21 protein-coding genes and 3 pseudogenes are annotated in these 26,112 nt (G+C 66.6%); 17 read left to right on the forward strand and 7 right to left on the reverse strand.

Features of this window, described 5'->3' with window-relative positions; genetic code table 11:
* The first annotated feature begins 253 nt into the window (after nucleotides 1–253).
* The 6 genes and pseudogenes from BMG07_RS18855 to BMG07_RS18880 all read left to right on the forward strand — a co-directional run bounded on the left by BMG07_RS18855 (nucleotide 254) and on the right by BMG07_RS18880 (nucleotide 5,885).
* A complete protein-coding gene (locus tag BMG07_RS18855; RefSeq protein WP_198085846.1) occupies nucleotides 254–1,663 on the forward strand; it encodes an acetyl/propionyl/methylcrotonyl-CoA carboxylase subunit alpha in 1,410 nt (469 codons plus the stop codon).
* A pseudogene (pxpB, locus tag BMG07_RS44955) lies at nucleotides 1,660–2,399 on the forward strand (5-oxoprolinase subunit PxpB). The gene BMG07_RS18855 and the pseudogene pxpB overlap by 4 nt, the downstream one beginning before the upstream one ends.
* On the forward strand, nucleotides 2,399–3,352 hold the full coding sequence (locus BMG07_RS18865) for a biotin-dependent carboxyltransferase family protein (RefSeq protein ID WP_198085847.1): 954 nt from the start codon (nucleotides 2,399–2,401) through the stop codon (nucleotides 3,350–3,352). Before pxpB ends, BMG07_RS18865 begins: the two are co-directional and overlap by 1 nt.
* Nucleotides 3,339–4,150, forward strand: a pseudogene (locus tag BMG07_RS18870) (LamB/YcsF family protein). The gene BMG07_RS18865 and the pseudogene BMG07_RS18870 overlap by 14 nt, the downstream one beginning before the upstream one ends.
* Nucleotides 4,147–4,374, forward strand: coding sequence for an acetyl-CoA carboxylase biotin carboxyl carrier protein subunit (locus BMG07_RS18875; RefSeq protein WP_198085848.1), 228 nt, complete (start codon nucleotides 4,147–4,149; stop codon nucleotides 4,372–4,374). Before BMG07_RS18870 ends, BMG07_RS18875 begins: the two are co-directional and overlap by 4 nt.
* A 158-nt stretch (nucleotides 4,375–4,532) precedes the next feature.
* Entirely contained in the window at nucleotides 4,533–5,885 is a 1,353-nt protein-coding gene (locus tag BMG07_RS18880; RefSeq protein ID WP_269759154.1) for an MFS transporter, read from the forward strand.
* Nucleotides 5,886–6,051: 166 nt separating this feature from the next.
* Here BMG07_RS18880 and BMG07_RS18885 read toward each other — a convergent pair whose 3' ends face one another.
* The 4 genes and pseudogenes from BMG07_RS18885 to BMG07_RS18900 form a co-directional block, all read right to left on the reverse strand.
* The gene (locus BMG07_RS18885) at nucleotides 6,052–7,053 is read right to left on the reverse strand and encodes an NADP-dependent oxidoreductase (RefSeq protein WP_198085849.1); all 1,002 of its coding nucleotides are present in this window, start codon (nucleotides 7,051–7,053) and stop codon (nucleotides 6,052–6,054) included.
* 30 nt (nucleotides 7,054–7,083) lie between these two features.
* Nucleotides 7,084–7,913: pseudogene (locus tag BMG07_RS18890) on the reverse strand (alpha/beta fold hydrolase).
* A 60-nt stretch (nucleotides 7,914–7,973) separates the two neighbouring features.
* Nucleotides 7,974–8,960, reverse strand: a complete 987-nt coding sequence (locus tag BMG07_RS18895) for an MDR family oxidoreductase (RefSeq protein WP_198085850.1) — start codon at nucleotides 8,958–8,960, stop codon at nucleotides 7,974–7,976.
* 35 nt (nucleotides 8,961–8,995) lie between these two features.
* Entirely contained in the window at nucleotides 8,996–9,784 is a 789-nt protein-coding gene (locus BMG07_RS18900; protein ID WP_198085851.1) for an SDR family oxidoreductase, read from the reverse strand.
* Nucleotides 9,785–9,922: 138 nt separating this feature from the next.
* Here BMG07_RS18900 and BMG07_RS18905 point away from each other — a divergent pair, with 138 nt between their 5' ends.
* The 4 genes from BMG07_RS18905 (at nucleotide 9,923) to BMG07_RS18915 (ending at nucleotide 13,430) form a co-directional block, all read left to right on the forward strand.
* Nucleotides 9,923–10,528 carry a TetR/AcrR family transcriptional regulator gene (locus BMG07_RS18905; protein ID WP_198085852.1) on the forward strand — a complete coding sequence of 202 codons (606 nt, stop codon included), beginning with the start codon at nucleotides 9,923–9,925 and terminating at the stop codon, nucleotides 10,526–10,528.
* 51 nt (nucleotides 10,529–10,579) lie between these two features.
* Nucleotides 10,580–11,746, forward strand: a complete 1,167-nt coding sequence (locus BMG07_RS18910) for a serine hydrolase (RefSeq protein ID WP_198085853.1) — start codon at nucleotides 10,580–10,582, stop codon at nucleotides 11,744–11,746.
* Between the two features lie 182 nt (nucleotides 11,747–11,928).
* Entirely contained in the window at nucleotides 11,929–12,435 is a 507-nt protein-coding gene (locus BMG07_RS42400; RefSeq protein ID WP_269759155.1) for a serine hydrolase, read from the forward strand.
* A complete protein-coding gene (locus BMG07_RS18915; RefSeq protein ID WP_307867012.1) occupies nucleotides 12,387–13,430 on the forward strand; it encodes a serine hydrolase in 1,044 nt (347 codons plus the stop codon). The genes BMG07_RS42400 and BMG07_RS18915 overlap by 49 nt, the downstream gene beginning before the upstream one ends.
* A gap of 89 nt (nucleotides 13,431–13,519) precedes the next feature.
* On the opposite strand, the gene BMG07_RS18920 is transcribed toward BMG07_RS18915, so the two are convergent.
* A complete protein-coding gene (locus BMG07_RS18920; RefSeq protein WP_198085855.1) occupies nucleotides 13,520–13,699 on the reverse strand; it encodes a hypothetical protein in 180 nt (59 codons plus the stop codon).
* Nucleotides 13,700–13,829: 130 nt separating this feature from the next.
* On the opposite strand from BMG07_RS18920, the gene BMG07_RS18925 reads away from it, so the two are divergent.
* Nucleotides 13,830–16,769: a WG repeat-containing protein gene (locus BMG07_RS18925; protein WP_198085856.1), complete on the forward strand. Its 2,940-nt coding sequence runs from the start codon at nucleotides 13,830–13,832 to the stop codon at nucleotides 16,767–16,769.
* A 651-nt stretch (nucleotides 16,770–17,420) separates the two neighbouring features.
* Here the strand turns inward: BMG07_RS18925 and BMG07_RS18930 are convergent.
* On the reverse strand, nucleotides 17,421–17,780 hold the full coding sequence (locus BMG07_RS18930) for a hypothetical protein (protein WP_198085857.1): 360 nt from the start codon (nucleotides 17,778–17,780) through the stop codon (nucleotides 17,421–17,423).
* Nucleotides 17,781–17,921: 141 nt separating this feature from the next.
* On the opposite strand from BMG07_RS18930, the gene BMG07_RS18935 reads away from it, so the two are divergent.
* A complete protein-coding gene (locus BMG07_RS18935; RefSeq protein WP_198085858.1) occupies nucleotides 17,922–18,770 on the forward strand; it encodes an alpha/beta fold hydrolase in 849 nt (282 codons plus the stop codon).
* Between the two features lie 278 nt (nucleotides 18,771–19,048).
* On the opposite strand, the gene BMG07_RS18940 is transcribed toward BMG07_RS18935, so the two are convergent.
* Complete coding sequence (locus tag BMG07_RS18940; RefSeq protein WP_269759156.1) at nucleotides 19,049–19,858, reverse strand: prephenate dehydratase domain-containing protein; 810 nt, start codon at nucleotides 19,856–19,858, stop codon at nucleotides 19,049–19,051.
* A 1,017-nt stretch (nucleotides 19,859–20,875) separates the two neighbouring features.
* Between BMG07_RS18940 and BMG07_RS42405 the strand changes: the two genes are divergently transcribed.
* The 5 genes from BMG07_RS42405 to BMG07_RS18960 all read left to right on the forward strand — a co-directional run bounded on the left by BMG07_RS42405 (nucleotide 20,876) and on the right by BMG07_RS18960 (nucleotide 25,992).
* Nucleotides 20,876–21,718, forward strand: a complete 843-nt coding sequence (locus BMG07_RS42405) for a hypothetical protein (RefSeq protein ID WP_269759157.1) — start codon at nucleotides 20,876–20,878, stop codon at nucleotides 21,716–21,718.
* A gap of 41 nt (nucleotides 21,719–21,759) precedes the next feature.
* Complete coding sequence (locus tag BMG07_RS42410; protein ID WP_269759160.1) at nucleotides 21,760–22,344, forward strand: sensor histidine kinase KdpD; 585 nt, start codon at nucleotides 21,760–21,762, stop codon at nucleotides 22,342–22,344.
* A complete protein-coding gene (locus tag BMG07_RS18950) occupies nucleotides 22,329–23,690 on the forward strand; it encodes a sigma-54 dependent transcriptional regulator (protein WP_198085860.1) in 1,362 nt (453 codons plus the stop codon). The genes BMG07_RS42410 and BMG07_RS18950 overlap by 16 nt, the downstream gene beginning before the upstream one ends.
* Nucleotides 23,691–23,861: 171 nt before the next feature.
* Nucleotides 23,862–24,704 carry a hypothetical protein gene (locus BMG07_RS18955; RefSeq protein ID WP_198085861.1) on the forward strand — a complete coding sequence of 281 codons (843 nt, stop codon included), beginning with the start codon at nucleotides 23,862–23,864 and terminating at the stop codon, nucleotides 24,702–24,704.
* A gap of 19 nt (nucleotides 24,705–24,723) precedes the next feature.
* Nucleotides 24,724–25,992 carry an MFS transporter gene (locus BMG07_RS18960; protein WP_198085862.1) on the forward strand — a complete coding sequence of 423 codons (1,269 nt, stop codon included), beginning with the start codon at nucleotides 24,724–24,726 and terminating at the stop codon, nucleotides 25,990–25,992.
* Nucleotides 25,993–26,112 lie beyond the last annotated feature (120 nt).

Below are 26,112 nucleotides of genomic sequence, written 5' to 3' on the forward strand. Positions count from 1 at the left end.
AAATTTTCCGTACCAAGCACGAATTTATATTGTTTTTCTTTGATGTTCTTCATTCATAAACTTCGTCGCTTCAGTAAGAAGAAACGCTGAAAAAACGACGAATACATGCGAGGTGTCACCAGGCGGTTTCAACGCATGAGCGCGGGCTTCCCGCGATGTTCTTGCTGTGCACCGGGGCGCCGCACCGTGGGGTCTCTTGCGGATCACATGTGAGCCGATCACCGTTTCGACCCACCGAAACAGGAGCCAGAGTATGAAGAGAATCTTGGTCGCCAATCGCGGCGAAATCGCTTGCCGCATCATCCGGGCGGCGCGCGAGCTGGATATCCAGACCATCGCAATCCATTCGGACGCGGATGCCGACGCGCTGCACTGCGAAATGGCCGACTTCGCGGTTCGCGTCGGTCCGGCGGCTGCGAGCGAGAGCTATCTGAATGTCGATGCGGTTCTCCAGGCTGGCCTGCAGCACGGGGCTCAGGGCGTGCATCCGGGCTATGGCTTTCTTTCCGAAAACACCGCCTTCGCAAGGGCTGCGCAGCGCCATGGCATTGCATGGATCGGCCCCACGCCCGAATCCATCGAGGACATGGGCGACAAACACCGGGCGCGAAGCATCGCTCACCAGTGCGCAGTTCCGGTTCTCCCAGGCAGTCGTGCATTTCTTCCTGGCGAAAGCGCGCAGCTGTTGGCGTTGGAGGGGGCGCGCGTGGGTTACCCCTTGCTGGTCAAGGCGGCCGGTGGCGGTGGTGGCATCGGGATGAAACGGGTGGACTCGCCCGACGGCCTGGCGGCGGCCGTTTCGTCGACCCAGTCGCAAGCGTTGAAGGCCTTCAGCGACGCGTCGATCTATCTGGAGCGCTTCGTGCCGCGCGCCCGGCACATCGAAGTGCAGGTCTTTGGATACGGCGACGGCACCGCTGTCCACCTTTTCGAGCGCGAGTGCTCGGTGCAGCGACGGTTCCAGAAGATCGTGGAAGAGAGCCCCGCGCCCAACCTGGCACCCGACGTACTCGAGCGGATGCTCGCTTGCGCCGTATCGCTGACCGCGGGCCAGCGCTACCGCGGAGCCGGGACCGTCGAGTTCATCCTGGACGCGCAGAGCCAAGCCTTCTATTTCCTCGAGATGAATACCCGCATCCAGGTTGAGCATGGTGTCACCGAAGCCGTGACCGGCCGGGACCTGGTGCGCGATCAGATTCTCCTGGCCGCCGGAACCCTGGAACGCACACCACAAGCGGCGATTCACCGTCACGGCGCGGCGATCGAGTGCCGGGTGTATGCCGAAAATCCGTTGAAGAACTTTCTTCCATCGCCTGGCCTGCTCGAACGATTTGCCTTGCCCGCTGGCATCGATGGCCTGCGCGTGGACACCGGTGTGCGCCAGGGGGACTCGATCAGTCCGTTCTACGACCCGATGATCGCCAAGATCATCACCGCGGCGCCCACGCGTGCCCAAGCACTGCAGCGGATGGACGCGGCCCTGCGGGGCATCGACATAGCGGGCATTCGCCACAACACAAGCTTCCTGCAGCAAGTCATCCGGCATGCCGCCTTCCAGGCCGGCACGGTAGACACGAATTTTGTCGATCGGGAAAAGCAGACGCTGCTCGCCGGCATGAGCGAGCTTGCGGGTGATAGCGTCTTGCCGAAAGCCGCGTCATGAGCGGCCAGCAAACGCTCTCCGAAAAAGAGGGGCCTTGGCGAATGGCACCTGCGGGCGACAGCTGTCTTGTGGTGGAGCTTGGCCCGGTTGGTCCCGGCGCCAGCAGCCGGTGGTCGGCGGCCGCCGCGGCCGCGTTGCGCGAAGCAGGCATCCCGGGCGTGACGGACATCGTGTCCGCGATGACCACCGTCGGGATTCACTACCGGCCAGAGTCGATCCGGTGCCTGTCGACGCAGGACGAAACGCCCTACCAGGCCGCGGCACGCCAGGTCCGGGCGGTGCTCGATGGGTTCGAATGCCGCGGTTCGGTTGCCACGCGCATCGTCGAGATTCCCGTCTGCTATGGCGGCGAGCACGGCCCCGATCTCACGTCGGTGGCGCAGGCGTGCGGGCTGACACCCCGGGAATTGATCGATCTGCATACCAGCGCGGACGCGAGGTTCAGATGATCGGCTTTGCGCCCGGCCACCCCTATATCGGCACCTTCGACGAACGACTGGCGCCGCCGAGGCGTGCGCAACCCCGAACGGCCGTGCCGATCGGCTCCGTGGGGCTGGCGAATCGCCAGAGCGTGATCTATCCATTGAGCCTGCCGGGCGGATGGAACCTGATCGGTCGAACCCCGCTGATGCTTTTCGACCTGAGCCGCGACCCCGTGTGTTGGCTGGCGGCGGGAGACCGCATTCGTTTCGTTCCCATCTCGGTGGAAGAGTTTGAAGCCATGGAGGCCAAGTGATGACGATCGAAGTCCTCAAGCCCGGCGCGCTGTCGACCTTTCAGGATCTGGGGCGCATCGGCCACCAGCACAATGGCATTCCGGTCTCCGGCGTCATGGACGAACGCTCGCATCGGCTGGCCTGCATGCTCGTCGGGAATGCCCCCTCCCAAGCCACGCTCGAAGTCACCCTGTTGGGACCGACACTGAAGTTCGAGGCGCCTGCCGTCATCGCGGTGTGCGGCGCAGACCTGAGCGCCACGCTGGGTGGCAATACCCTGCCGCTTGGCACGCAAGTCTCGGTGGCTGCAGGCGACCTGCTGTCCTTCGGCAAGCGCGCAAGCGGGCTGCGCGCATACATCGCAGTCGCTGGTGGCTACGCACTGCAGCCGGTCATGGGCAGCACAAGCACATACGTTCGCGGTGGCTTCGGCGGCGCCCAGGGCCGTCCGCTTCAAAAGGGCGATCGCATTGCGCTCGGCCCTGCGGCAACAGGAACTCCGTCCGTCGACGCGAACGGTTTCATGTTTCCGAAGGAAGTGCAGCGTCCGTCGGGCACGCCGCTTCGGATCGTTCCGGGCAGGGAGTGGCAGGCGTTCGAACCCTGCGCGCACCGGGCGATGGCCGAGCAGGCTTTTCGCGTCAGTCCGCGTTCCGATCGCATGGGCTACCGGCTGGAAGGCGAACCCCTGCGCCTGTTGCAGGCGCTGGAACTGCAATCGGAAGCCGTGAGCTTCGGGACCGTTCAAGTCCCCCCGGACGGATTTCCCATCGTGCTGATGGCGGATCGCCAGACCACGGGCGGGTACCCCCGCATCGCGAACGTCGCGACTGTCGATCTGCCGCGCCTGGCGCAAGTCATGGCCGGCGATGAACTGCGCTTCGAGTGGATCACGCTGGATGCGGCACAAAAGCTCGCGGTTGTGCAGGGCGAGATCTTCCGCATGATGGAGGCAGGCCGTGGCGTCCATTGACCTCAACAGCGACGTGGGCGAGAACTACGGGGTCTACCGGCTCGGCGATGACGCTGCCGTGCTGGACCACGTGACCTCCGCCAACGTGCCTGCGGCATGCACGCGGGAGACCCGCAGACCATCGCCACGACCGTCGAGCTCGCAAGAGCCCGTGGCGTGTCGATCGGCGCACATCCCGGGTTCGCGGATCTTCAGGGGTTCGGGCGTCGCCCGATGCAACTGGGGCGGGACGAGTTGTACCACTTGATGCTCTACCAGATCGGCGCGCTGCAAGCCTTTTGCAGGGCCGCGGGAACTCGCCTGGCTCACGTCAAGACGCACGGCGCGCTCTACAACATGGCGGCACGCGATTCAGCCATGGCGCGCGCGATTGCCGATGCGGTGTGCGCCGTCGACCCGGCGCTGGTTTTCTACGGCCTGGCGGGCTCGGATCTTGTTCGAAGCGCCCGGGATGCGGGACTCGTCGTGGCGGAAGAAGTGTTTGCGGATCGGAGCTATCAGGACGACGGCACCCTGACGCCACGCGCACACCCGCGCGCCATGATCACCGACATCGAGCAATCCGTGGCACAGGTGCTTCGCATGGTTCGCTTCGGCGTGGTGAGGTCGATCAACGGCGTGGATGTGCCTGTGCGGCCGGACACGCTGTGCATCCACGGCGACCAACCCGATGCGGCGAACTTCGCGCGCGCAATCCGGCAGGCGCTCCAAGCCGAGGGCGTTTCCATTCGCCCTCCGGGTTCAAGCGCCGTCGCCCTTCGACCGGTTTCCCCCACCCCCTCTGGAGCCCATGCATGAGCAAAGAAATCGAGATTCGTACGGACACCGCAGGCACGCTCCTGAAGATCGTTGCCGCACCCAACGCACTGCTGTGCGCCGGGGACGACATCGCCATCATGGAGTCCATGAAGATGGAGATTCCGCTGCAGGCGCCCGCGGCGGGATTTGTCGCCGAACTCTTCTTCGAAGAGGGGGCAATGCTCGAAGAAGACACCGTGGTCGCGCGCTTCGTTCTCAGTTGACCCTGTAGCGCCGGGAGGGTCATCCGGCGCCTGCGCCGGACAACACCTTCGGCTGTCTTGAATCGATTCGAAACGGGCAACGCACGCCGTCGCCCGAGGCGAACTGCGGCCTTCTCTCGGGCCATCTGGATTCCTTCCCCCCACCTGACGCAGCAAAAATGAACACCTCTCACACGATGGACTCGGCCGATGGGTCGAGCACGCGGGCGACGCATTCCTCCTCCGGCGATGCGGCCGCCCCTCTTGCCCGGGCGACTGCGCGCAAGGCAGCACTTGCCGCGTCGGTAGGAACGGCCATTGAATACTACGAATTCGGTGTCTACGGGTACATGGCCGCAACCATCGGTCCTCTGTTTTTTCCGAGCACTGATGCAACGGCATCGCTTCTGGCCATTCTTGCGGTGTTTGGAAGCGCATTCCTGATGCGGCCCATCGGCGGCATTGTGCTGGGACGGTTGGGTGACCGCATCGGCCGACGCGGGATCTTGCTCGTCACGGTGATCGGCATGGGCGTTGCGACCGCGGCCATCGGCCTTTTGCCCGTGGCTTCGACCGTGGGCATCGCAGCGCCTGTCCTGCTGCTGGCGATTCGCCTGGTGCAGGGCTTCTTCGCCGGTGGCGAAGTCACAGGCGCCGCCGCGTACGTGGCCGAGTCGGCGCCTTCCGGCAAACGGGGCTTCTACGGCGCCTTCACGCCGGTGGGCGTTGCAGTGGGCGGCGCGCTGGCCGCATCTGCCTGCGGACTGACCTCTGCCCTGTTGAGCGCCGACCAGATGCAGCAGTGGGGTTGGAGAATTCCGTTTCTGCTTGCGATCCCCATGGTTATCGTGTCGACCGCGGTTCGGCGCCGGGTCGAGGAATCCGCGGCATTCCAGGAATTCCAGGCCCACAACGAACCGACCAAGGCCCCGCTGCGCGAGGTGCTGACCCAGCACACGGCGAAGGTGCTCAAAGTGACGGCGCTGGCGTTCGGCCAGAACGTCGGCTACTGGGTGGGCCTGGTGTTCATGAACATCTATCTCACCACTTACCTGAAGTACGACAAGACGACCGTCTACTGGATCATGGCCGCGGTCGGCGTGGCCATGGCCATTCTGATGCCGTTCTGGGGTGGCCTTTCGGACCGATGGGGGCGCCGCCGGGTCTTGAGCATCGGCTTTCTGGGCTACATGCTTCTGGTGTGGCCCATGATGGTCCTCATGGATCAGCAGAGCATCGGCCTGGCGGCACTGGCCATGTTCGTCATTGCGTTGCCTCTGCCTATCGTGCAATCGGTCGGCTATCCGACCTACGCGGAGCAATTTCCGACGCGCATTCGATACACGGGAATGGCGTTCAGCTTCAACATCGGCGCGATCCTCGGAGGGGGTGTGACACCGTACGTGGCCACGAGCTTGATCGCCTCCACCGGCAACTTGAAATCCCCCGCCATCCTGCTGATCGCGGCGGCGATCTTCAGCCTGCTTGCATTGCTGACGGTACGAGAAACAGCAAAGGACGGGCTCGCATAGGTCTGATGGCCGCAAGCCTGGTGCCCGGGCACTTCAGCATGGGAAGCGGTCGTCGCCATCCGGCGAGCGCTTCGCCCTCTTCGTTTCGGCAACTCGAATCGCGGCTTGCCAGGCACTTGAGCCGCCACCCGCGATGCGAACCGCCGCTGCGAGGTGAGCGCGCCGGCTACAGCATTTGCACCACGACCTTGCCTTTGGCGCGTCCACCGTCTACGTAGGCCAGCGCTTTGTGGGTGTCCTGAAACGGAAATACCTTGTCGACGACCGGGCGGATCGCGCCAGATTCGACGAGGGCGGTGATCTCGCGCAACTGCGCCCCATCGGCCCGCATGAAGACGAACGTGTATTCGACCCCGTTCTTCCTTGCCCTCCTCCTGATGCCGAAACTGAGCATGCGCATGACCTGTTGGAGCGGCCAGGCCAGTCCTCGTTCGGCGGCGAACACCGGGGTGGGCGGCCCGGAGATGGAGACGAGATGCCCGCCCGGCTTGAGAACCTGGAGGGACTTGTTCAGCTCGTCGTTTCCGAGGCTGTTGAGCACCACGTCGTAGCCACTGAGCACCGCGGCGAAGTCCTGCTGCTTGTAGTCAATGACGACGTCCGCGCCCAAGGCCTTCATCCAGGCGATGTTGGCCGTACTGGTGGTCGTGGCCACGACCGCTCCGAGATGCTTGGCCAGCTGGATGGCGATGGTGCCTACGCCGCCGGAGCCGGCATGGATCAGCACCTTCTGCCCCTTTTTCAGCTGGGCCGTTTCGACCAGCGTCTGCCAGGCCGTCAAGGCCGCCAGAGGAAGGGATGCAGCCTCGAGCATGCTCAGATTCCTGGGCTTCAGCGCCACAGAGGATTGCTTGACGGCAATGAACTCGGCGAAGGTGCCGATGCGATCGTCGTCAGGCCGTGCATATACCTCGTCACCGGGCTTGAAATCGCGAACGCGGGCGCCGACGCGCGTGACCGTTCCGGCCGCGTCGTTGCCCAGAATCAGCGGGACGCGGTAGGGAAGAATCAGTTTGAATTCGCCGCCCTTGATCTTGGAGTCCAGGGGATTGACGCTCGCCGCATGGATCCGGATCAGGACGTCATCGTCTCGGACTTCGGGGTCGGGCATCTCGGTGATGCGGCCAACTTCTTTCTTTCCGTAGCGATCGATGATGAAAGCTTTCATGGGGGACTTTTTCCAGAGTTCTTTGATTGTTCAGTCATTGAGGAAGGCCAGCGCCTTGGGCACGAACTCGCCGTGGTACTGGAAAATCCCGCCATGCCCGGCGTCCTTGTAGATGACCAGTTGTGAGCCGGGAATGCGACGCGCCATCTCATGGCTGTTCACGGTGGGCACCATGATGTCGTTGTCGCCATTGGCGATCAGCACGGGGATGCGGATGCCGCCCAGATCCTGCGGCGCCTGCTGGCCCCAGGCCTTGATGGCCTTCAACTGTCGCAGGAAGGCACTGGGCGTCGGCCCGTTGTCCCGATCCGCCTTGCGTTCCCTCAGTCGCGCCAGGAAGGCTTTGGCGGCTTGACGACCATGGGCCGTAGAGGTGAAGAACAGGTAGGTCTTCGGATCGCGCAGCGTCAACAAGCCCTTGACCATCAGCGGCCAGGAGACCGCTCCTACCTGGTCGATGCCCTTGCCGCCTGCAGGCCCCGTACCGGTCAGGATGAGCCGGCGCACCAGCCGGGGGCTTTCAGCACGATGTCCTGTGCCACGAATCCCCCGAGGGAGAAGCCAAGCAGGTCGACCTTCTCCAAACCCAGTGCGTGGATCAGTGCGATCGCATCTCGTGCCATCGCATCGATGGTCACGGGCGCCGTTCCGCCGGAGGCGCCGATACCCCGGTAATCGATGGCAATGATGCGATGCCGGCGGGAAAGCCCATCGACGATGCGCGGATCGAAGTTGTCGAGGACTGCGCCCCAGTGGTTGAGCAGGAGCAGCGGCACGCCACTGCGCGGCCCCAGGTCACGGTAAGCGAATGCAGTCCCGTCGACATCGATCGACCGGGTGGGGGTGTGGATGTAGGGCATGCCCGATACCGGGTGCCGGTCGGGAGGGGTCAAGGTCGTCGTCATCGTGTGTGTGGGCGCTCAGGCGTTCACATCGACGATGGTGCGCCCCTGAACCTTCCCTGCGAGGACCTGGCTGGCAACATCAGGCACCTCCGCCAGGCCGATCACCCGGGTGGTCCGTGCCAGTTTTTCCAGATCCAGGTCACTGGCCAGACGCGACCACGCCTGCAGCCGCACAGGCTGCGGCGCATTGACCGAGTCGATACCGGCGAGGGTGACGTTGCGCAGAATGAAAGGCAGCACGGATGCCGGCAGGTCCGCGCCCTGTGCGAGGCCGAAGGCCGCGACCACGCCGCGATACCGGGTCTGCGCCAGGACGTTCGCCAGGGTATGGCTGCCGACCGAATCGACGGCCCCGGCCCACCGCTCCTTAGCGATCGGCGCGCCCGCTTCGGACAGGGTGCGGCGGTCGATGACGTCCGCCGCGCCCAGCGCATGCAGGTAAGCGGCTTCGTCGAGGCGACCGGTCGATGCGATGACGCGATAGCCCAGCCCCGACAACAGTGCGATCGCGACGGAGCCGGCGCCGCCATTGGCGCCGGTCACCAGAATGTCGCCATGCCCGGGCGTCAGGCCGCCATGCTCCAGCGCGAGCACGGACAACATGGCGGTGAACCCGGCGGTGCCGATGGCCATGCTGTCGCGGGTCGAGAAGACTTCCGGGATCTTGACCAGCCAATCACCATTCACCCGCGCCTTCTGCGCAAAGCCGCCGTGGTGCGTCTGGCTCAGTTCCCAGCCGGTCGCCAGCACGCGGTCGCCGGCGACGAGGCCGGGATAGTTCGACGACTCGACGACACCGGCAAGGTCGATGCCCGGAATCAGCGGAAACTGGCGAATGACCGGTGACCGGCCGCCGAGCGCCATCGCGTCCTTGTAGTTCACCGTCGAATATTCGACCGCGACGGTGACATCGCCCGGCATCAGATCCTCGTGCTCGAAGTCGACCAGACTGCTTGAAATGGTGTCGCCGGTCTTGCTGGCGAGCAGTGCCTTGAATGTCATGTGCTGTCCCTTGCGCTGTGGCGCTTCTTGCGGTTTCAGACGGCGGCTCGATAGCGCGCTGCCACATGCGCCTGCCGGATGTCTGCGATCAGGCTCTGGCGTGCCGCGTTCAGCACCTCCCAGTGCGCGCCGTCATGCAGCGGCGGAATGGTCACGAGTTCGCGGCGGTCGAATCCGACCAGCGCGGCATCCACCAGCTCTTCCACGCCCATCAGATCAGGTATCGCACTGCTGTCGATGCCCGCGCGCTCCCAGATCTCGGTACGGGTTCCGGCTGGCAACACCGCCTGCACATGGACACCCTTGGGCGCGAGTTCCAGGCTCAGCCCTTGGGACAGGAACAGCACGAAGGCCTTGGTTGCACCGTAGACCGACATGCCGAACTCGGGCGCCAGGCCGACCACCGAGCCGATGTTGACGATCGCGCCTTGGCCGGCCTGCGCCAGGCGTGGGGCGATGGCGCTCGCCAGCCTGACGAGTGCGGTGGTGTTGAGGCTGACCAGGCGTGCGACATCGTCTGTCGATTGGTCGATGAAGTGACCGGACAGCGCAGCCCCGGCGTTGTTGATCAGGGTTTCGATCCTGGTGTCCTCGCGCAGGCGCATCTCGACTGCGGCCAGATCGCCGGGCTGGGTCAGGTCGGCCGGGAGGGTATCGACGGCAGCGCCGGTTTCCTCGCGCAGCCGCGCAGCGAGCGTTTCCAGCCGCGCCTTGTCGCGTGCCACCAGCACAAGGTCGTGGCCGCGGCGTGCGAAGCGGTCGGCATAGATGGCGCCAATGCCGCTCGAGGCGCCCGTGATGAGAACAGTGGAATGAGATGTCATGTGTTTTCTCTTGATCGAAAAGGTTGTTGGTCAGCCTAATGATGTCAATCATCATCTTTATTGTCAAGAGTTTGATGATGACTGACATCAATGTATATTCATGACTTCACTGAAGGCACATCTAGAGAGATCCTGGACATGAAGGTCACCAAAGCGCAGGCCCAGGCGAACCGGGCACACATCGTCGAGACGGCTTCCACGCTGTTTCGCGAGCGAGGCTATGACGGGGTGGGAATTGCGGACTTGATGGCGGGCGCGGGATTCACCCATGGCGGCTTCTACAAACACTTCGGATCCAAGGCCGACCTGATGGCGGAAGCGGCAACATGCGGTTTTGCGCAGACGGCGGCGAAGGCCGAAGGCGTCGATGCGACGGAGTTCGTCAAGCACTACTTGTCCCGTGAGCACCGCGACGCTCCGGGCGACGGTTGCACGATGGCCGCACTGTGCGGAGACGCTGCGCGTCAGACGGAGTCGATCAAGACGGCTTTTGCGGCCGGCGTTGAAAGCTTGCTGGCGAACCTGGCAAACCAGTGCAGCGCGCCAGAGGAAGGCGAGCAGCGCGGCGACGCGCGTGCCAAGCGGATCGACGTCATTGCTCAGGTCATCGGCGCAATAGTGCTGTCACGGGCGTGTCCCGACGACTCGCCACTCGCCGATGAAATTCTGGATGTCTGCCGCACCGCAGTCCTGTCGAGGCTTTCCTCGCCGACCCTTGGCTCCTCCCCTGCCGAGATCAGCTAATCCAGTTACTTCGCGGCCTATGATCGGCGCACCTTCCGCCGTGGACGTGCCATGAAACGCCGTGAGTTCGCCTTGGTTCTTGCCGGCTCTGCGCTTGCCTCGCACGGCGAGTCAGTTCGCGCCCATCCGCTCGAAGGCTTCGCCGCGACAACCTCTCCAGACGGCGGCTGGAACACAGCCGCGGACGACGACGACAAGCTGGTTGACACCAACGCGCTCGGCAAGATGGCCGATCGGCTTGCGGCTTCGGGCGCGAACATCCACGCCGTGCTTGTCGTGCATCGCGGCAAGCTCGTCTTCGAGCGCTACCTCCAGGGCAGCGATCAGGTGCCGACGAGCTTTTTCGGCAGCCGTGTGGAGAACGTCGTCTTCAACGCCGGCACGCGCCATGCCATGAAATCAGCGACGAAGAGTGTCGCGTCGCTCGCCGTCGGCATCGCGATCGACCGGGGGCTGATCCATGGCGTCGACGAGCCGATCCTTGGCTTCTTCCCCGAACTCGCAGACCTGCGAACGCCGCAATCGGATGGCCTGTTGCTGCGGCACGCGCTCAGCATGACGCTCGGCCTCGAATGGATCGAGTCGACGCCCGCGACCGGCGATCTCGCGAACGACGAAACGCGCATGTATTTTTCGGGCGATCCGTGCCGCTACGTGCTCACCCGCCGAGCTGTGGCGGCGGCTGGCCAGCAGTTCTTCTACAGTACCGGCGCGCTGGCGCTTGTGTCAGCGATCCTGCATCGGGCCACCGGCAGTGCGCTCGACGAGTTCGCGCGAGCGAGCCTGCTGGAGCCCCTGGGCATCTCGGGCGAAGAATGGAGCCGAATGGGCAGGGACAGCGACGCCGGCGGAGGCCTTCGCATGCGTCCGCGGGACATGGCGAAGATCGGACAGCTCGTGCTGGCGGGCGGCCGCTGGGATGGACGCCAGATCGTGTCGCAGGGCTGGATCGACGCTTCCACCGCGTCGCTGATCAAGGCAACGGACGACCAGGACTACGGCTACCTTTGGTGGAGCGGCCACGCCAGAGCGCACCGAAGAACAGTCCGCTGGATCGGTGCGCTCGGACGAGGCGGGCAATCGATCCGCATCGTGCCCGAGTTCGATCTCGTCGTCGCGGTGACGGCAGGCTACTACCAGGACTACAGCCCGCAGGCATTCAAGGTGCAGTACGGCGTGTTCAGCGATGTGCTGCGGACCATCTCACCGTCCAGGTGACTCGGATACCGTGACTGGCGTGCGTGCTGTCAGCGCTTGATCGAACCGCGAGACGCCGACTCCGATGAGTGGCCGCTTGGCGATGGCCCATCGTTGCGCTCGCTCGATCCGCCACCGTGCGTGGGGGCGCAAACCACCTCAGCTGGCGCCTCGTGAAAACCGAACAGGGCTAGCATAGAGCCATGTCCCGCAACAGTCGCCAGGCCAGCGCATCGTTTGCACGTCGCGCTGGTCGATGCGTCCTTCTCGCGATCATGGCAGGCAACCCAGGGCTTCCCGACGCGTGTGCCGAGGACAACAGGCCTTCCAATGCAGGCAGCGATGGCGCGCAACGGATAGAGCGGATTGCAAACGGCCTGCGCGCTGCAAACTTCCTTGTTGGCCAGCCGCCGATGACGCTCGCCGACCGGATGCAGCGGCTCCACGTCCCGGGGGTCAGCATCGCCATCATGCATGGCGGGACGATCGTGTCGCATGGGTTCGGGGTGGCGGCCGTCGGCGGCGAACCCGTGACGGCAGACACTCTGTTCCAGGCCGGCTCCATCAGCAAGCCGGTGACGGCCCTCGCCGCGCTCATGTTGGTTCAGGCACGCAGCTCGACCTGGATGCCGACGCCAACCTTTACCTCAAGAGCTGGAAAATCCCGGCCAACTCGTTCACTGAAAAAGTCACACTGCGACGGTTGCTGAGCCATTCGGCCGGCGTTTCCGTCTCCGGCTTTCCAGGCTACTCGGCAACCGATCCGCTCCCGTCCCTGCGCGAAGTACTCGACGGAACGCCGCCCGCAAACACCGCAGCTATCGTGGTGAACAGTGAACCCGGCGCGCGATTCAACTATTCCGGCGGCGGCTACACCGTCGTTCAGCAACTGCTTGTCGACGCCACCGGCCAGCCATTTCCCCAGCTGCTGGAGGACAGCGTCTTGAAACCGTTCGGGATGGTGCACAGCAGCTTCGCCCAGCCGCTTCCGAAGAAGCTTGCCGACCTCGCTGCGACGCCCTATCGCACGGCGGGAGAGCCGGTTCCCGAAGGGCCGCACATCTATCCCGAACTGGCCGCTGCCGGCTTGTGGACGACCCCCGGCGATGTCGCCCGGTTCGCACTGGCTGTCGTCGCCGCCTGGAGCGGGCGGGATACGCCTGTTCTATCCAGATCCATCGCCCGACAGATGCTCGAACCGGGCCTGGGCGACTACGGTCTTGGTCTCATCGTTCGCGGCGTTTCACCCAGCCGGCGCATCCTGCACGGTGGCGTCAACGATGGGTTCGTAAGCCAGATGGTCGTTTTTGAGAATGGAGACGGCGCCGTCATCATGACCAACGGGAGCGGCGCCGGGCCATTGATACTCGAGCTGCTGCACAGCATCGCGGCAGAATACGACTGGCCGGAATACAAGCCCAGAGTTCACCAACGGATAAGTGTCGATCAGCAACTGCTGGATCGGCTGGTCGGAACGTACGTGCTCACGCCCGATTTCGCGCTTCAGGTTTCCAGGCAAGGAAACCGCCTGTTTACACAGGCGACGGGGCAGGAGCGATTTGAATTGTTTGCCGGAAGCAACCGCAGCTTCTTCTACACGGCGTTCGATGCGACCGTGAGTTTCGATGGCGAAGGCCAAGACAACCCGACGCAGTTGATACTGCATCGGGGCGGCACGGATCGCGTGGCAAAACGCGCTCCTTAGCCCGCCCTCGCCCACCGCGGGCCAAACGTCCTGCGCTCCGCGCCAGACAGCCGCACTGCCGCCGGCAGAACGCTTTTGATGCGGTCGGCTCAGACTTCGTATGCGCAGCGCGCGAAGGCACGGCGGGTGAACTCAGGGCCGTGACCTGCCTTGGGAATGAAGCCATGCCCGTGCGATGACCACATCGGGTCGCCAGGCAGAAGTTCCTGGTCGGCGAAATCCTGGCAATCGAGCGAGTCCTTCATCGCAAGCGGATGGCCGCTGCGCATCGCCGCCAGCCATCCGCCGGACCACCACACAATTCCCGATGCAGCCGCCGGCTGTCATGCGAGTGCGGCACGCCTCTAAACTGCACCCAACCATGGCCTTTGTCATGGACGACACACGCACCGACCACACATGGGTAATCGCTCCTGGCTTTATTTCGAACACAGCTCTCCCGATGCCGGCCACGGCGATGAAAACGAAGAAGACCAGGAACAGGAAACATCGGCCACCGAAATCGCAGATGCCAACAACAACTTTCCTGTTCTCTGGCAGATCCTGTTGGCCGATGGGAAGGCCGGCCAGGCCATCGACCACCAGCGAGTGTTCGGCGACGCCGACACCGACAACCTCGCCAGCGATGCGCATGCCGCGCTCGCGCGCATCCGGCAACTGCAGGCCTTCGTCGAACGGCATCCGATGCTGCACACGCTGCCGCAAATCGCGCTGCAGTTCGACGCCTTGGCGCTGCACCTGGCCGAACTGATCGACGAGGCGCCGGAGGACAGTTCTCCGCGCATCTCGGCCAACCTCGACGAACTGTCCTGGCTGGGCGGCGAGTCCGATGCCGAAAGCTTCATCGAACGCAAACGCCGGGAGTGCAACGAGCTATGGGCCCAGGTGCGGCGCTGCATCGCCGGCGGCAATCATCCCGGTGTGGATGCCGCGCTCGGCATCCAGCGCTTCTCGGACTGGGAGACCTGGGCCTGGCACTTCGGCATGGGGAGCATTTCGCATCCGTACTTCGATGGCTACGAGCCGCCGCGCGACGAGCGCTTTGCCGATTTCGAGCCCCACGAAGAAGACGATGACGACGGCCCCGACTACGGCAACCACCTGGCCGGCGACCTCTGGCGTTTCGAGGCCGACGGCCGTTGGGGCGTGATGCGCATTGCGGAAGAAGACAACGAAAACCACAACAACAACGGCGATCGCAGCCGGCGCATCACCGTGGTCGACCCCGCGTGGGACGACATCCGCCACGCCGGCGCAGACGATGCGCGCCTGCTCTGGATCACGCGGGACGGGCGCTCCGGCCTGCTGCTGGCCGACGCCGATGCGCCGCGCGTGCTGCTCGAGCCGCAGCTCGACCAGGACTGGGACTTCGAGGGCGACATCGCCACGGCCATGGTCGGTGCCGACATCGGCCTGTTGCGCACCGACGGCAGCTGGCTGCTGAAGCCCTCGGTCGACGAAGTCTGGAGCTTTGTCGAAGGCATGGTGCGCGCCCGCGTGGGCGATCGCATCGGCTATGTCGACCTGCGGGGTCAATGGGTCATCGAGCCCCGATTCCAGGAGGCCGAAGACTTCACGCCCTTCGGCCTTGCGCCCGCGCGCGCCGACGAGGGCGGCTGGGGGCTGGTGCGCGCTTGCGGCGAATGGGCCGTGCCGCCGGGCTTCGACCTCCTCTCGTGGCGCTTCGACTGGCAGGCCTTCGAAGCCACGCGCGACGCAAAGACCGGGCTGCTCGATGCGCAAGGCCGCGTCGTGCTCAAGCCGGTGTACGAGCAGATCGAACTGCTCGAGGAATATCCCGTCCAGCTGCTGCAACCCGAAGGCGATGAAAGCGAGCCTGAGGCGCCGCGGCCCAAGCGCTTTGCCGTGGAACGCGCCGAAGGCCAGTGCGGCCTGGTCGATGCGCTGGGCCGCGTGCTCGTGCCCTTCGACTACGGCCTGTTCGAGACACTGGAACCGCTGACCGGCGAGGAGCGCGCGCACGCCATGGTCGAGCGCGACCTGGTGCGCGTGGCCTCCAAGGGCGGCCGCAAGGCAAAGAACGCGCCGTGGCTGCGGGGCATCTACGACGTTGCCGCTGGCCGCGAATTGGTGCCCTGCAAGTACCGCACGCTCCTGCCGCTGACGTGGGGCACGCAGGACATCGGTTGGCTGGTCGCCGAACCGCTGCCGCGCGCCGCGAAGGCCGCCAAAGGGCAGCTCGCCGTGGGCGTGCTGCGCGACGACGGAACCGTGCTGCACCCGCAGGCCTATCCGTGGATCGCCACGCCGGTGTCGGTCAACGACGGCTGGTATTCGGTGCTGGTGCGCTCGGAGGTGCGCAAGCGCTGGAGCGCCGGCGAGCCGGTCAAGGCCGCGCGCAACGACCGCGACGTGTACGTCTGGCTGCATGCCGACGGCCTCGAGCAATCGCACCCCGAGCACATGGCCGCGCGCCATGCCGCCGGCGACATGCGGGCCGCCTACGAGCTGGCCTGCCATCTGCGCGACGGCGAGGGCGTCGAGGCCGATCCGCTCGAAGCCCTGCGCTGGATGGCGCGCGCCGCCGGCGTGCGCGAGCCCGGCGACGCACCCGCGACCGCATCGCCCGACGGCCTGCCCGAGGCCATGCGCGAGCTGGCGACGATGCTGCGCACGGACACGGCCGGCCTCGGTGGCGACGCCGTCATGGCGCGCGCCTGGCTGCTGCACGCCATTGCGAATGGCGGCGCGGACGACGCGGCCACGCAGGCCCAGCTCGGCTTCGTGCTGTACGAAGGGCTGGGCGGCGAACGCGACCTGGAAGGCGGCGTGAGGCACTACGAGGTGGCGGCCGGGCAGAACAACGCGATGGCGCTCTTCAATCTCGGCATCGCACACAAGCTCGGTGAACCCGGAGCGCCCGATCTCGAGCGCGCCATCGACTACTTTCGCCGCGCCGAAGAAGCCGGCGACACCGATGCCACGCTGCAAGTCGGCAGCACGCTGCGGCAGCACGCGCTGGCGCTGGCCGAACAGGGCCATGCCGAGGCGAAAGTGAACGCCCTCCATGCCGAAGCCATCTACGCGCTGCAGAAGCTGGCGGAAGACGAGGGCAAGTGCCTGCAGGGCTGGGCCTGCTACGAGCTGGGCCTGATGCGTTTTCGGGGACAAGGCGCGACGCACGATGCCGCCGCTGCCGAGCGTTGGCTGCTCACCGGCGCCGCGCTCGACGACTGCGACGACAACCGCGACAGCCAAGGCCCCTGCATCGAGGCCCTGGCGGAACAAATCTATGGCGATCCCGACAGCCCGCTCTTCGACGAGGACAAAGCCCGCGAGTGGGCAGAACGCCTGGCAGCGCTGCGCTTGAGCATTTGAGAATACTGGCCCTGACGCATTTGCCGAGCTTGATGCGCGGCTCGACCGGGAGCCTTCATGCTTCGCTCCCCCTGATGGTTGTCTGTCACGCACTCGATGTCAGACGGCCTTCGAAGGGGCGCGTTCTTCATACGCCGAGAACATCTTCTTCACGTGCTTGTGGTCGGGGTCGAGCAGCGTGCATGCGTGCTGGCAGCGCGGATACCGCGCTTGAGTCGCGGTCGTTCACCCTTGAGTGATGTTCACCTACAGGTGTCACGGGGCCTCATTTTCAGTATCCCCGAGGCAACAGATCCGACCCCAAATGCCACTGTCCTACCTTCGACAAATCGAGCGGGCGACCCTGCCTCTTACTGTGACGGACCCTCGCGCGGTCAAGCAGGTGGAGTTGCTTCGCGCCGCACTCGTGATCACGGCGACGCTGCGGCGCGCCACCCCCGCATCACAACCCCATTCCGCGGTGGTGCACGAAATAACACCCGCAGGTCGGCTTCTCCTCCGGCGCGGGGGTGCGTAGGACCAGCCCCCGGGGCGAAGCTGCGCAATGCGCAAGCGAGCTTCGCGAGGCGTCGCGCATTGCTTTTGTCCGGCGATGTCTGCGAATTGCCGGCAGCCTTCCCGTTCTAGGCAGGCTGCCCACCGAGGTCGCCCCTACGACTCGAGCGTCCGACGGTCTGCGGCCCAGGTGCCGCCAACGGGGCCGGACAGCAAAGGCTTCGAGGAAGCCCGCTGGATACGGCGCACTGCATCCCGCGCGACAAGGTACGCCTCGATCTGTTTCGGGCTCATGAGAGGCTTGCCCGCGCTTCGCCGCATCGGCGCGCGAATCCGCCCTTCGTTCCCCGAGACGGGAAAATCAAATCGTGAAGACATGATCAGCTCCTTTCTCAAAGTTCGATGGGTGTGCAGCAGGAGATTCCTGCCCGAATTTTTACGTGACGGCGCGCGGATTTCAAGACCTTCCCATCCACGAAGTTCCTTGTCGGGATGAGCTATGGCCGCGGCCGACACCGCGATCGTTCTAGAACCCGGCAGGCACGGCAGAATGCGAGCAGCAACCGCTTTCTGTCCCGCGTTCCGGTGCCAGCGCCGCAGATCGGTGGTCGAACCGGCCGTTCTTCGAGCGGTATTTCATCTGCCAAATCACCCGCTATGGAATCAGGCATCCGACAAATCACGATACGAGACGCGCAGAGCGACTCGTCCTTTCCCGCTGTCGTCCAGTATCCGAGCGAAGCGCCGTCCACCGGGGCCTCCATCGGGCCGTACCACTTCAACGCCACCTTCGACGCCCCGATCGCGCCTGGCCGCTTTCCGGTGTGTGTGATCTCGCATGGCGGCGGTGGCTCCCATCTGCTCTATCGCTCCATTGCAAGCTACTTGGCGAGGAAAGGTTTTATCGTCGTGAGCCCTGAACATCCCGGCGACAACCGGAACGACGGCTCGCTTTCGAACACGGATGCGATGGCCATGAACCGCCCACGCCAGGCATCGCTGGCCATCGACACCGTGCTCTCGGACGAGTGCCTCGGGCCTGCAGCCGACGGCCAGCGGATCTGCGCGCTCGGGCATTCGATGGGCGGCTATACGGTTCTGGCGTCAACGGGAGGGAAACCATGGTCCCGAACAGGAAGCCCGATCGCGGTGCAGGCCGATGCGCGGGTTCGAGCCGCCGTGTTGCTGGCCCCAGCGACGGACTGGTTTCTGGCGCCTGCGTCGCTTGCCGACGTCAGATCACCCATCTTGGTCATCACCGGCGCGCAGGATCAGATCACCCCGCTGCGAAATATCGAACAGGCGCTGTCGGCGCTGCCCAAGGGGATCCTGCGCAATTTGATCGTTGTCGACGGAGCAGGCCACTATTCTTTCTTGACGCCTTTCCCGGCCAGCATGCGGCGGCCCGGATTTCTGCCGGCCACCGACCCAGACGGTTTCGATCGAGAGCGGTTTCATGCCCAGTTCCCCGCCACCATCCATGAGTTTCTGGTCGACGTCCTGTGAAGCACATTGAGCGGACCAGGCGGGCGCGACGGCGCGCGCGGCGAAGGGACCCCCAAGGGTAATCGGCCCGGCGGGATGGGTCTGTGCGCAGGCACAGGCTGCGCGCAGCTTCGCCAGGGACATTGGGCACGGGTCGCGGTGCGCTACAACCCTTGTTCAAGGACTCCACGCAGCTCGCCGGGAACGACGTCGCGCAAAAGGTGGCGCCGCGCCAGCGCGTCCATGCAACCAACGCGCTCGATCCGATGCGCTTGGGGCCCGCCCGCCTGTCTTCGGCTCTACCGGCGCGGGTAGGCACCGAGCACACGCAGTTCCCGATGCGCATCCAGGAAGGCCGCAAGCGCGCCCTGCCGCGCATGCCCGGCCACCTCGATCAGGTAGCGGTGCGTGTCCAGCGTCTTGCGGCTCGGTCGCTCGTAGATCGTGAGAATCTGCACGCCAGCTTGACCGAACGCCGCCAGGATGCCCGAGAGCTGGGTGTCCGAGGTATCGAGCACCATGGAGGTCTTGTCGTGGCCAGTCGGCGCCGGCATCTGCCGCCCCAGCACCCACCAGCGCGTGACGTTGTGCGGACCTTCCTCGATGCCGTCGACCAATGACACCAGCGGGTAGACGGTGCTCCCCGCCCGGGGGCCGAAGGAGGCCTTGTCGCGCGTTGCGCTGTCCGAGACGGTCCGGGCGGCCGCGCCACCGCTGGCCGCGGCCACGCGGCGCACCTGCGGCATCTCTCGCGCCAGCCATGGCTCGACCTCCTCGAACGCCACGGGGTGGGCGTGGACCTCCACAATGTCGTCCCGCCGTGTGCCCGGCTGGGCCAGCAGGCTGTAGCCAAGCATCCGAGGATACTCGGCCACGACCGTCACTTGGGGCAGCGCGAGAACCGCATCGAGGTACGGCGTCACGCCCACCACGGAGGTCGTGACGGGGACGCACGCACGCTCCACCTGCCCCTCGGCATAGCCGGCGAAGAGTGCCTCACGCGAAAGCGGCACGAGGTCCTTCGCATCGAACAGATCCAGGCAGGCCTGGTGCGTCCAGCTGCCCGCCGGCCCGAGGTATCCGATCGGGCCTGCGAGTGCATGGTTCATGGAGGCTCCAAGGATGAGAAGAAGGCCGCAGCTCACGGCAAGGAGGGCACGGCACCGGATCATGACAGGAGGGAAGGCGAAAGGAGCGGCAACGAATGGAGCCATCGATGGCCGCAAGAACGACAGCGCTGGGACACGGCGCGCGCCTCAGAGCCCCCGCGAAGCCAAACAATGTGGATCCGACCGCGGACCTGCGCCCAACGCGGCACGCGACATGCGCACCGGGCGAAAGTGTTCCTTGCGCCATGGCTTGGCGCAAGACGTTCATGCCGCGCAACGCGGGCCCTGCCGCGCGCGCCTGCCAAGCTTGGGGGCGGGATATCACGCGTTGAACGCTGCGCAACTTGGAGGTTCACGATCCCGCCATCGGCTGAAGGGGTCGGAGGCCCCCGCGCGGGCACCGGTCGGATGCGCGCTGAACGCATGCCGTGCGGAAGCTGCACCGATACCGGCGTGGCGGTGCGCTCGCCCACCGTGACCGCCGGTCGTCCGCTCGATGGAAGCGAGTGACCACTCGCGATCTTCTCTTGCCGACGGCGACCGCGCAGCCTTGCGAGATGCACATCCAGCTTCTTCGGCAAGACGGCGCGACGCACACCCTCCCGAACGCCACGCACCTTGGTTCGCAACCGCACGCCACGATCCGCAGCTTCACAGAGAACCGATGGACCCCATCGGGATACCAAGCCGGACGAATTTCGAACGTCTCTTGAAAAAGAAGAGCTGTTGAAACTTTGAACGTTCCGAAGCGACGCGGCGGTGCGCAGGAACCGGCTGGCACACCGCCGTGAGCAATGACGCGAGTTCGGGCGGCAAGAGACAACCTGGGAAGCCCGCGGTTCGACCGAGCCGCGGGCGTCTTCCGGAAGCTTCGCAGGCTGGCATCCCTGCGGCGTCGATACACTTCCGCACGGACCTCGACACCATGAATCCACACCGAACGGCGAACCGCGCCGCGAATGCGCGGCCCCCTCTCCACGGGCGCCCCTGCGCAAGGCGTGTCAGCGCAGCGCGCCAATGAAGTCCCTTCGCGGCCAGCTTCTTTTCTTCTGGATCCTGCTGTTCGGCATGTGCGCCGCGCTGGCCGTGGTGATGCTCACGCTGTACCGCAGCAGCGCGGGCGCACAGGTGGCGGCGGGGCGAAGCGCCACCGAGCAGTCGTGCCGGGCCATCGCGGCGCGGTATGCCAAGTCGGCCACACCCGACGCATCGGTCTCTCCCGCCAAACCCCAGGTCGACCTGCTCCAGGTTCTGCTGCAGTTGGCGCTGATCGAGGCGCCGCACGTGGAGGGCGGCGTGTGGCAGGCCGCCGGCGGACAACTGGCCTATGCCTACCCCACCTACGAAGGCAGCGGCGTCAAGCGCGATGTGCCCGCGGCCGAGCAGCCGCTCATCGTGGAAATGGCGCAGCTCGCGGCGCGCACCCAGCAGCCGCAGACCGACGTGGTGCGCGGCAGCCGCGAGGCGCTGATCGTCTCGGCCTGCCCGCTGGTCACCCCCGCCAACGATCTGGCCGCCTGGACCATGACGCGCACGAACGGCGGCGCTCTGGCGGCACAAGGCAGCCTGCGCACCGGCCTGGGCGTGCTGCTGGTGCTGGTGCTGGCCTCGGGCCTGTGGCTCGGCTTCATCCTGCTGCGCGGCTGCGCCATGTGCAGCGCCTGGAATGCCGCCTGGCGCGGGCCGACGCCGACGGGGGTGCCATGCCCGAGTTGCCGCGCACCGGCGTGCAAGAGCTCGACCGCATCGTCGACGGCTTCAACCATTACCGCCAGCGCTTCGAGGAAGCCCGCGCCCACCTGCGTGACGCCGCGCAGCAGCGCAGCCGCGACCAGCGGCTGGCCGCGCTGGGCCGCATGACGGGCGGCATCGCGCACGAGATCCGCAACCCGATTGCCACGATGCGCCTGAAGGCCGAGAACGCGCTGGCCGCCGCGCCCGAGCGCCAGGGCCAGGCGCTGCAGGCCATCGTCGGGCAGATCGACAGGCTCGACGGCCTGGTGCAGAGCCTGCTCGCGCTGGTGCAGCCTGTGACCCTGGCGCCGCGGGAGGTGGTGCTGCGCCACTGGCTCGACGAGCGCGTGGCCGCCGCGGCGGTCAAGGCCGATGCGGCAGGTGTGCGGATCTCGCTGCGGCACGACACGCCCGAGCGCGCCGTGTTCGACCCCGTTCACCTGGCGCGCGCGGTCGACAACCTGCTCAACAACGCCGTGCGCCATGCGCCGCGCGAAGGTCATGTCGTGCTCTCAGCGGCGCAGCCCGATGCGCACACCCTGGCGATCCGCGTGGACGACGACGGCCCGGGCGTACCTGAATCGCTGCAGGCCAGCCTGTTCGAGCCGTTTGCCACCGGCCGCGCCGACGGCACCGGGCTGGGCTTGGCGCTCGCGCGCGAGGTGGCGCTGGCGCACGGCGGCGAGTTGCATCACCTGCCGCTGTCACCGGGCACTCGCTTCGAACTGGAGCTTCCATGGCGCATCTCCTGATCGTCGACGACGACGATGCCTTTCGCGAGACGCTGGCCGAAACGCTGCAGGGTCTGGGTCACGGGACGGTCGCGGTCGCCAGCGGCGCCGAAGCGGTGCAAACGGCATCGCGCGAGCGCTTCGACGCCGTGTTCCTCGATCACCGCATGCCCGGCATGGACGGCCTGCAGACGCTCGCGGCCATGCAGGCGCGCCTGGCGCGGCTGCCGCCGGTGATCGTGCTGACCGCGTTCTCCAGCGCCGGCAACACCATCGAGGCGATGCGCCTGGGCGCATTCGACCACTTGGCCAAGCCGATCAGCCGCGAAGCGGTGCGCGAAGTGCTCGCGCGGGCATTGCAGCAGCACACGGCGGCCTCCCCTTCCCTTTCAGCTTCTTCGGTTGCTCCGGACGACGACAGCGATGAGCTGATCGGTCCGAGCCACGCGATGCGCGAGGTGCACAAGCGCATCGGCCTGGCCGCCGCCAACGCGATGCCTGTGCTGGTGCTCGGCGAAACGGGCACCGGCAAGGAAATGGTGGCGCACGCCCTGCACCGCCACTCGGCGCGCGCCGAGCGGCCCTTTGTGGCGGTCAACTGCTCGGCCATTCCCAAGGAACTGCTCGAGAGCGAGCTCTTCGGCCACGTGCGCGGCGCCTTCACCGGCGCCACGAGCGAGCGCGCCGGTTGCTTTCGCGCGGCCGATGGCGGCGTGCTGCTGCTCGACGAGATCGGCGACATGGCGCTGGACGTGCAGGCCAAGATCCTGCGCGCGCTGCAGGAAGGCGAAGTCACGCCGCTGGGCAGCCACCGCACGGTGAAGGTCGATGTGCGCGTGGTCGCGGCCACGCACCGCGACTTGGCCGTCGCCGTGCGCGAGGGGCGCTTTCGCGAAGATCTGCTGTATCGGCTCGACGTGCTGTCGATCCGCGTGCCGCCACTGCGCGAGCGGCTGGCCGACATCATCCCGCTGGCTGAACATTTCCTGCGGCGCGCGGCCGGCTCCGAGGCTCCCAAGGCGCTGTCCGCCGAAGCGGCGCAGCGGCTGCTGAGCCACCCCTGGCCAGGCAACGTGCGCGAACTGCGCAACGTGATGGCGCGTTGTCACGCGGTGGTGCGCCACCGCGTGATCGGCGAGGCGGACCTGGCCATCGCGCTGGGTGCGGCGCCTGCCCGCGCAACCCCCGCCACGCTGCCCGCCGACTGGCTCGAAGGCGAACTGCCCGCTGCCGTCGAAAGGCTCGAGCGTCTGATGATCGCCCACGCGCTCGCGCAGACGCAAGGCAACCGTGCCGAGACCGCGCGCCGGCTGGGCATTCACCGCCAGTTGCTCTACCGCAAGCTGACGCAGTACGGGCTCGAGTAAGCCGGAGTGAGCGGCACCGGGCCGGCTGTCCGCAAAGCGGACACCGGGTGTCCCCGAATCATGCGGCCGAGGTCGTTCGGGCACATGCAAGTCGTTGATTTCGAAGGATTCACAGGTTGGCACGTTGTGTGAGATGTCCATGGGCATCCCCATCCACACCAGGAGCCAACCATGACACCGCGCATCACCTTCATCGCCACGGCTTGCCTGCTGGCCGGCAGCGCCGCCTTCGCCCAGATGCCGCCGCCGGCCGGCCCAACCCGTGGGCCGCTGCCCGCGCCGCCGCTCGGTGCCACGGCGCCCATCCCGCCCACACCGCCTACCGCGCCCCAAGCGTTTGAAGCGGGCACCGTCACCACCGGCCGCGTGCAGCAATGGCTGCTCAACCCCGACGGCGAGGCCGACGGCCTGTTGCTGGCCGACGGCACGCAGGTGGCGTTCCCGCCGCACCTCTCGGCCGCGGTGATGCGGCTGCTCAAGCCCGGCGACACGGTGCAGGTCAGCGGCTGGCGTGCGCCCGATGTGCCGGTGGTGCGCATGCAGTCGCTCAGCGCCAACGGCGGCAGCGTGACCGACCAGCCGCCCGCGCCCGGCATGGCGCCCCCGGCGCCACGCGAGCCCGGCGCGATCAACGCCATGTCGGCGTCCGGGCGCATTGAGCGCTTGCTGTACACCGACCGCGGCGACGTGCGCGGCGTGGTGCTGGCCGACAAGACCATCGTGCGCTTTCCGCCGCATGTCGGCGCCGCGTATGGCGCGCAGCTGCAACCCGGCGCACCGCTCCATGCGCGTGGCTGGGGCACGCGCGGCGCGCAGGGCACGGCGCTGGAAGCGACAGGCCTGGGCGCGACCGCGGACACGGTGCGCGAAGTGTTCGGCGGGCCCGGGCTCATGCCTGCAACCGGTGGCCCGGCAGGCCCCGGTGGCCCACGCGGTCCCCGTGGTGGGCGGGGCGCCGGCCCGACACCACCCGCTGCGCTCATGGCGCCGCCGGCCCCGATGCCGGTTTCCTGATCCTTCCGGCCCGCCCGCCATGATCACCGCCGCCTCCAGCACCACCCCGGCGCCCTCGCGCCGAAGCCTGCGCGCGCTCGACGCGCTGGCCTTCTTCGCGCCCGACATCCAGGGCGGCGTCGGGCCGTTCCTCATCGTCTTCATGGCCGGCACGCTCGCCTGGGACCCGCAGCGCATCGGCACCGTGATGTTCGTCTCGGCGCTGGTGGGGCTGGTGGTGCAGGCGCCGGCGGGCGCGCTGATCGACAGCGTGCGCCACAAGCCGCGCTGGATCGCGGGCGCCATCGCGCTGATCGCGGCGTGCCTGGTGGTCATGGCGAACTGGCCGGGCTACGGCGTGATCCTGGCGGGCCAGTCGCTCATCGGCGCGGCGGGCACGCTGGTGGCGCCGGCCATCGCAGCCACCAGCCTGGGCATGGTGGGCCGCGCGGGGCTGGACGCGCGCGTCGGCCGCAACGCGGCCATCACCGCGGGCGGCACCGTGCTGTGGGCGCTGGGCACCGGCTGGGTCGGCCACGCCTTCGGGCCGCATGCGATGTTCTTCTACGCGGTGGCGATGGCGCTGCCGACGGTGGTCGCCGCCATGCTGATCCGTTCGCGCGACGTCGACCCGCGGCTGGCACGCGGCGCCGATGCACAGGCCGAAGCCGCGCCCACCCCGGGGCGCTGGTACGACCGCCGCCTGGTCGTCCTGCTCCTGTGTGCTTTCCTGTTCCACCTGGCCAACGCCGCCATGCTCACGCTGGTGGCGCAGAAAGTCGGCACCCGGGCCGGCACCTTGGCCACGCTGTGGCTCTCGGGCGGGGTGATCGTCACGCAGCTGGTCACCATCCCCATCGCCCTGGCGGTCGGCCGCTGGGCGCCCCGGCTGGCGCGCAAGCCGATCTTCCTGGCAGGCTTCGCGGTGCTGCCGGTGCGCGGTTTGCTCTATCTGCTGGCCGACAGCCCGGCCGCGCTGCTGTCGCTGCAGGTGCTCGACGGCATCGGAGCGGGCGTCTTCGGCGTGATGCTGACCCTGATGATCGGCGACCTCACGCGCGGCAGCGGCCACTTCAACTTCGCGCTGGGCATCGCAGCGGCGTGCGTGGGGCTGGGAGCGGCGCTCAGCAACCTGCTGGCGGGCACGGTCGCGCATGTGGCGGGCTATGGCACGGCCTTCGTGCTGCTCGCGGGCATTGCGGCCTGTGCACTGATGCTGTTTGCGTTGGCCATGCCGGAAACGCGCGACCGGCGCGGCGCGATGGCGAACGCGACCGCCGCCTCCGACCTGACCCCTGCTGCGCCATGACCGAAGACACCGTGTCCGCCCTGCCCGCCGCCCCGGCCCATGCCTCGCCCACCCACGAAGGCGGCGGCAACGGGCTGCTGTGGGTCCTGGTCGCGGTGGCGGCGGTGCTCGCCTTCGCGA

The organism is Variovorax sp. E3, assembly GCF_016082275.1.
GTDB lineage: Bacteria > Pseudomonadota > Gammaproteobacteria > Burkholderiales > Burkholderiaceae_C > Variovorax.

Coding starts and splice junctions, on each gene's coding strand:
- BMG07_RS18855 (WP_198085846.1), top strand. CDS start 254: ATGAAGAGAATCTTGGTCGCCAATCGCGGCGAAATCGCTTGCCGCATC.
- BMG07_RS18865 (WP_198085847.1), top strand. CDS start 2,399: ATGACGATCGAAGTCCTCAAGCCCGGCGCGCTGTCGACCTTTCAGGAT.
- BMG07_RS18875 (WP_198085848.1), top strand. CDS start 4,147: ATGAGCAAAGAAATCGAGATTCGTACGGACACCGCAGGCACGCTCCTG.
- BMG07_RS18880 (WP_269759154.1), top strand. CDS start 4,533: ATGAACACCTCTCACACGATGGACTCGGCCGATGGGTCGAGCACGCGG.
- BMG07_RS18885 (WP_198085849.1), bottom strand. CDS start 7,053: ATGAAAGCTTTCATCATCGATCGCTACGGAAAGAAAGAAGTTGGCCGC.
- BMG07_RS18895 (WP_198085850.1), bottom strand. CDS start 8,960: ATGACATTCAAGGCACTGCTCGCCAGCAAGACCGGCGACACCATTTCA.
- BMG07_RS18900 (WP_198085851.1), bottom strand. CDS start 9,784: ATGACATCTCATTCCACTGTTCTCATCACGGGCGCCTCGAGCGGCATT.
- BMG07_RS18905 (WP_198085852.1), top strand. CDS start 9,923: ATGAAGGTCACCAAAGCGCAGGCCCAGGCGAACCGGGCACACATCGTC.
- BMG07_RS18910 (WP_198085853.1), top strand. CDS start 10,580: ATGAAACGCCGTGAGTTCGCCTTGGTTCTTGCCGGCTCTGCGCTTGCC.
- BMG07_RS42400 (WP_269759155.1), top strand. CDS start 11,929: ATGTCCCGCAACAGTCGCCAGGCCAGCGCATCGTTTGCACGTCGCGCT.
- BMG07_RS18920 (WP_198085855.1), bottom strand. CDS start 13,699: ATGCGCAGCGGCCATCCGCTTGCGATGAAGGACTCGCTCGATTGCCAG.
- BMG07_RS18925 (WP_198085856.1), top strand. CDS start 13,830: ATGGGTAATCGCTCCTGGCTTTATTTCGAACACAGCTCTCCCGATGCC.
- BMG07_RS18935 (WP_198085858.1), top strand. CDS start 17,922: ATGGAATCAGGCATCCGACAAATCACGATACGAGACGCGCAGAGCGAC.
- BMG07_RS18940 (WP_269759156.1), bottom strand. CDS start 19,858: ATGAACCATGCACTCGCAGGCCCGATCGGATACCTCGGGCCGGCGGGC.
- BMG07_RS42405 (WP_269759157.1), top strand. CDS start 20,876: ATGAAGTCCCTTCGCGGCCAGCTTCTTTTCTTCTGGATCCTGCTGTTC.
- BMG07_RS42410 (WP_269759160.1), top strand. CDS start 21,760: ATGCGCCTGAAGGCCGAGAACGCGCTGGCCGCCGCGCCCGAGCGCCAG.
- BMG07_RS18950 (WP_198085860.1), top strand. CDS start 22,329: ATGGCGCATCTCCTGATCGTCGACGACGACGATGCCTTTCGCGAGACG.
- BMG07_RS18955 (WP_198085861.1), top strand. CDS start 23,862: ATGACACCGCGCATCACCTTCATCGCCACGGCTTGCCTGCTGGCCGGC.
- BMG07_RS18960 (WP_198085862.1), top strand. CDS start 24,724: ATGATCACCGCCGCCTCCAGCACCACCCCGGCGCCCTCGCGCCGAAGC.